This window comes from Pantoea sp. R102 (assembly GCF_004916815.1).
GTDB classification, from domain to species: Bacteria; Pseudomonadota; Gammaproteobacteria; order Enterobacterales; family Enterobacteriaceae; genus Pantoea; species Pantoea dispersa.
Genome location: NZ_SDFT01000190.1, coordinates 1 through 5,550 on the forward strand (window position 1 = coordinate 1; position 5,550 = coordinate 5,550).

Genomic DNA, 5,550 nt, shown 5'->3' on the forward strand with positions numbered 1-5,550 from the left:
ATACCAAGATGTTGCTGAAAGATGGCGGCAGAGCGCGCCATCACGGCGCGCTGTTCATCTGGCGTAATCGCCCAGAACGATTCGTGGCGATAACCGTGATAGGCCACTTCGTGGCCCTGTTCGATAATCGCCTGGCACTGCCGCGGCCACTGCTCCACCACCCACGCCGGCACAAAAAACGTGGCCGGCAGTTGGAAGGCGCGCAGCAGATCCAGCAGCCGACCGAGCGCGCGAAACGGCCCGTAGGCGCCAAAGGTGAAATACTCTGGTGTTGACCACAGGCTGCCATTGAGCATGGCATCGCCAGTGGGACCATCAAGATCAAACGCCAGCGCCATACAGCCACGCTTGCCCTGCGGCCAGCGCACTGCGCCCGGTTGTAGCATACGCCCGCTCCTTAGCCCTGATTCACCGTGGCTTCGGCAATGCCGTTGTCGCTCAGGCCCCATTTGCTGAGGATTTTCTGGTAGCTGCCATCGGCAATCATGGCATTAATGGCTGCCTGAATCGCCGTGGTCAGCTCACCGGCATCTTTACCCAGCGCCATGCCGGTGTACTGGAAGGAGAAGGCTTTATCCAGCGGCTTAAAGGTGCCTTTTTCCAGGTTCATGATGTACGGCAGGGTTTCACTGCCCTGCACCGCGCCATCCAGACGACGCTGACGCAGCTGCGTGCGCGCATCGGCGGTGCCTTCCGCGCCCACCACGATAATCGCGGGTTTACCGACCGCTTCGCAGTGCGCTTTTGACCAGGTAGCAATCTCCTGCGGGAAGGTGGTGCGGCGGCTGGTGCCTACTTTTTTGCCGCACAGATCGGTGGCGCTGTTGATGTCGCTGCGCGCCGCCAGTGTGTAAAACTGCGGACCGGTTTTGAAGTAGTCGATAAAGTTAACCACCTTCTGCCGCTCTTTGGTGTCGGTCATGCCGGACATCACCAGATCGACGCGTTTGGTCACCACCGCGTTGACCATCTGTTCAAACGCGATCTCCTGCCAGTTAACCTTCACGCCGAGCTTCTCGCCAATTGCCTGGCCCAGCTCATAATCGACGCCGCTCAGCTGATTGGTGGCCGGATCTTTAAAATCCATCGGCGGGTAGTTCGGCATGATGGCGACGGTCAGCCCTTTCTCTTTGATACTGGCCGGTACGGCAATCTCCGCCCAGGCAGAGGATTGCAGCAGCAGCGCGGCACTGATGGCACTCAATAACAATTTTTTCATCTATTCACCCCGGTCACGTTAAAGAAGAATCGCGTTGATAAAGTTTTTCATCCGTGGGTTTTGCGGGTTCAGCAGAATCTCTTCCGGTGCGCCCTGCTCAATAATGCGTCCCTCATCCATAAACACCACCTGGTTGGCGACCTCACGCGCAAAGCCCATTTCGTGGGTCACCACCAGCATGGTGGTGCCTTCTTTTGCCAGCTGGCGCATCACCGCCAGCACTTCACCGACCATCTCCGGATCGAGCGCCGAGGTCGGTTCATCAAACAGCATCAGTTTGGGTTTCATCGCCAGCGCGCGGGCAATCGCCACGCGCTGCTGCTGACCGCCGGAGAGCGACTGCGGATAGTCGTGCGCTTTGTGCGCCAGTCCGACGCGATCCAGCAGCGCCATCGCCTCTTCGCTGGCCTCGCGTTTCGGGCGCAGCAGCACGCGACACGGCCCCTCAATGATGTTCTCCAGCGCGGTCTTGTGCGGAAACAGGTTGAAGCGCTGAAATACCATGCCGGTCTGCAGCCGCTGGCGCGCAATCTGTTTGTCACTCAGCGGGTGCAGCTTGTTGCCGGCAATGCGATAACCCGCCAGTTCGTTGTCGACCCAGATACCGCCCTGATCCACTTTCTCCAGCTGGTTGATACAGCGCAGAAAGGTGCTCTTACCGGAACCCGACGGGCCGAGAATGCACATCACCTCGCCGTAGTTCACTTCCAGGCTGACGTCCTTCAGCGCGTGGAACTGATCGAAATATTTGTTCACCTTGACGGCGCGCACGATGTTTCTCATCTCTCACTCCCGGTTACTGGCGACGACGATGGCCGCGTGAGAAGTAGCGTTCCAGCTGGCTCTGCCCGAACGACAGCAGCGTCACGATAATCAGGTACCAGATGCCCGCCACAAACAGCAGCTCCATCACGCGCGCGTTGGCGAAGTAGATGGTTTGCGCGTTGTACAGCAGCTCGGAGTACTGAATCATGCTGGCCAGACTGGTGGTTTTGATCATGCTGATGAACTCATTGCCGACCGGCGGCAGAATCACCCGCATCGCCTGCGGCAGAATGATGCGCTGCAGCGCCTGCAAACGTGGCATGCCGATGGCTTTGGCGGCTTCATACTGACCGGTATCCACCGATAACAGCCCGGCGCGCACCACTTCTGAGGTGTACGCGCCCTGATTGATGCTCAGGCCGAGCAGCGCGGCGAGAAACGGCGTCATCACCGTGACGGTTTGCACGCTGAACAGACCGGGAATGCTGATGGTGGGAAACACCAGCGCCAGGTTGAACCACAGCAGCAGTTGCAGAATCAGCGGCGTGCCGCGAAAGATCCACGCATAGCCCACCGCGATATAGTGCAGCACCGGATTGGGCGACATGTACATGATGGCGGTGATGACGCCAAACAGGATGCCCAGCGCCATCGCCAGCACCGACATAATCAGCGTGTTAACCACGCCGTTAAGGATCGCCTGCGCGGTGAAGAACTGGCCGACGAACGACCACTCAATATTGCCGTGCGCAAAGGCGTTAACCAGCAGCGCCAGCAGCACGAGGATCACTGCCGATGCGGTGATGCGGCCATAATAGCGGCGCGGCACCACCTGATAGCGATCGAGATCGTAATGTGGCTGGACGCGGCCATTGTTGACCGATGGTTCAACCGGTGTGGTGTGTGACATAGGCTCTCCTCAGGCGCGCGGTCCGGCGTAGTCATCGGCCCAGCGCTGCTGGTCCTGCATCAGGGTTTGCAGACGGGCCAGCTGCTCGCGCACCCGTGCCGGCGCGGTGCCGCCGTAGCCGCTGCGGGCTGCCAGCGCCGCTTCCAGGGTTAACGCCTGACGCACCTCGGGCGTGAGACGTGCATCGACGCCGTGCAGCTGCGCATCGCTGAGATCGGCCAGGCCGCAGTTTTCGCGTTCACACAGCTGCACCAGCTGGCCGGTAATCTCGTGCGCCTCGCGGAATGGCACGCCGCGCATTGCCAGCCAGTCGGCCACTTCGGTCGCCAGCGTAAAGCCATCCGGCGCCTGCTCGCGCATCACCTCAGTATTGAATTTCAGTGTCGCCATCATGCCGGCCATGGCAGGCAGCACCATCAGCAGCGTGTTGACCGCATCAATCACATTACGTTTGTCGTCGCTGAGATCGCGGTTGTAAGAGAGCGGCATGGCTTTCATGGTGGTCAGCAGCGCCATCAGGTTACCGACCAGCCGGCCGCTGCGGCCGCGCGTCAGCTCGGCAATGTCCGGATTTTTCTTCTGCGGCATGATCGAGCTGCCGGTGGCGTAACTGTCGTGCAGCTCCACCCAGCGGAACTGCCGTGACGCCCACAGGCACACCTCTTCACACAGCCGGGACAGGTTGATGCCGATCATGCTGGTGACGAACAGGAATTCCGCGGCGTAGTCGCGGCTGGCGACTGCATCGATCGAGTTTTCGCACGGTGCCAGATAAGCGAGATCGGCAGCGGCCAGCTGTGGCTGACGCGCAATCGCCGAACCGGCCATCGCCGCTGCGCCCAGCGGACAGCGCGCGCTGCGGCGATCCCAGTCCTGCATACGCTCAATGTCACGCGCGAAGGATTGGGCATGCGCCAGCAGCTGATGGCCAAACACAATCGGCTGCGCCTGCTGCAGATGGGTGAAGCCGGGCGCGACGCTGTCGGTGTGTTGCGCGGCCTGCGTCACCAGCGCCTGCTGCAACTGCAACAGCGCGCTCACCAGCTTGCGGCCGTTATCCCGCAGGTAGAGACGCAGATCGTTGACGGTCTGATCGTTGCGTGAACGGCCGGCACGCAGCTTGCCGCCCAGCGCGCCGAGGCGTTCTGTCAGCGCGCGTTCGATGAAGGTATGCACGTCTTCATCGGCGGCAATCGGCTGCAGCTGGCCAGCGCGATAATCGGCGTCCAGCGCGTCAATCGCCGCCAGCATGGTATCCAGCTCGTCAGCACTCAATAGCCCGGCACGCGCCAGCTCGCGCGCATGGGCGCGGCAACCGGCGAGGTCGTACGGCGCCAGCGCAAAGTAATAATCCGGGCTACGCGACAGCGCGGTTAAACTGGCTGCCGGAGCCGCTTTAAAACGTGCGCCCCATAACAGTTCGGCATTCTCAGACATGCTATTTCCCTCACAAATCAGCCGCAGCAATATGAAAAAGTTTGGATTCAGCCGGCAGCGATAATAAAAACTTATTTTATTGCCACGCTGGCAAATAGGTGGTATTTCAGATTCACTGTACTTTCACCGCAATTATTCCGGAGTTGAATAGCAAAAATGGAAAGTAAAGTTTCCCAGTCTGGAAACAATGCGAATAATCGCGGCGATAATGCGGTTCTGGCGCTGAGTAATATCGACTTAAAATTGCTGCGGGTATTTAAATGCGTGGTGGAAGCCGGAGGATTAACCGCCGCCAGTCACGAATTAAATATTGGCCTGGCGGCGATCAGTAAACAGGTTTCTGACCTGGAGATTCGGCTGGGCATGACGCTGTGCAGCCGCGGCCGTGAAGGTTTTGAGCTGACGCAGTACGGCATCAATGTTTATCAGGCCACGCTGGAGCTGTTCGTGTCGCTCAACCTGTTTCGCGAGCGGCTGCACAATAGTCGCAACGAGCTGCTGGGCGACATCGCGATTTGCGTGGTGGATAACACCATTAGCGATCCACACTCGCCGGTCACCAGTGCGGTGCAACAGTTGCACCAGAAAGCGCCAAAGGTGCAGATTCGTCTGCAGACCGCACAGCTGGATGATATTGAACGCGGCATAAGCGAAGGGCGTTTTCATTGCGGCATTGCGCCCGTGTATGAAATGAAAAATGAGTTTGATTACTTCGAACTTTATAAAGAATACGCAAAATTATATTGCGCTGCGTCACATCCTCTCTATTGCGGATCTTGCGATAAAAATATTTCGGTGGATGTATTACGTCAGCAGAAAATTATTAATCATTTATATGTTACCCCACGCGATGAACGCCGCCTGATTCCGGTGCAGGAGAGCGGTGTGCAGGCGGTGCAGGTGGAATCGGTGGCCATGCTGATTTTAACCGGTCACTTTATTGGGTATTTACCGGAACATTATGCCGCTCCGTTTATTGCCCGCGGACAATTGTGTGAGCTGGGCGATGACACGCTGCGGCGCGAAACCGCATTTTGTCTGGTGATGAAGAAAGGCCGGAAAATAAATCCGATCATCCGGCTGTTTATGCAGGCGCTGGGGTTGAGCGATGCGGCGGCGGCGCACTGATTTGGTGCGTGTGACCAGGTTTCTGCTGGCACGGGATGGGAATGTGTACGCTGATGCCCTCACCCCGGCCCTCTCCCACCGGGAGAGGGAG

The 5,550-nt window shown here is 58.6% G+C and carries 6 protein-coding genes; 1 reads left to right on the plus strand and 5 read right to left on the minus strand.

The window, feature by feature from the left end; translation table 11 throughout:
- From ERD80_RS18350 to argH, 5 genes are all read right to left on the minus strand, one after another.
- On the minus strand, nucleotides 1-386 hold a 386-nt coding region (locus ERD80_RS18350), incomplete at its 3' end, for a polysaccharide deacetylase family protein (RefSeq protein WP_168926291.1).
- An 11-nt stretch (nucleotides 387-397) separates the two neighbouring features.
- The gene (locus tag ERD80_RS18355; protein WP_136547972.1) at nucleotides 398-1,219 is read right to left on the minus strand and encodes an ABC transporter substrate-binding protein; all 822 of its coding nucleotides are present in this window, start codon (nucleotides 1,217-1,219) and stop codon (nucleotides 398-400) included.
- An 18-nt stretch (nucleotides 1,220-1,237) separates the two neighbouring features.
- Entirely contained in the window at nucleotides 1,238-2,002 is a 765-nt protein-coding gene (locus ERD80_RS18360) for an amino acid ABC transporter ATP-binding protein (RefSeq protein WP_021508448.1), read from the minus strand.
- A gap of 13 nt (nucleotides 2,003-2,015) precedes the next feature.
- Nucleotides 2,016-2,894: an amino acid ABC transporter permease gene (locus tag ERD80_RS18365; protein WP_021508449.1), complete on the minus strand. Its 879-nt coding sequence runs from the start codon at nucleotides 2,892-2,894 to the stop codon at nucleotides 2,016-2,018.
- Nucleotides 2,895-2,903: 9 nt separating this feature from the next.
- Nucleotides 2,904-4,331, minus strand: a complete 1,428-nt coding sequence (gene argH, locus ERD80_RS18370) for an argininosuccinate lyase (RefSeq protein ID WP_058757821.1) — start codon at nucleotides 4,329-4,331, stop codon at nucleotides 2,904-2,906.
- A gap of 156 nt (nucleotides 4,332-4,487) precedes the next feature.
- On the opposite strand from argH, the gene ERD80_RS18375 reads away from it, so the two are divergent.
- Nucleotides 4,488-5,459 (plus strand): LysR family transcriptional regulator, encoded by a 972-nt coding sequence (locus ERD80_RS18375; RefSeq protein ID WP_021508451.1) that lies wholly within the window; start codon nucleotides 4,488-4,490, stop codon nucleotides 5,457-5,459.
- Nucleotides 5,460-5,550 lie beyond the last annotated feature (91 nt).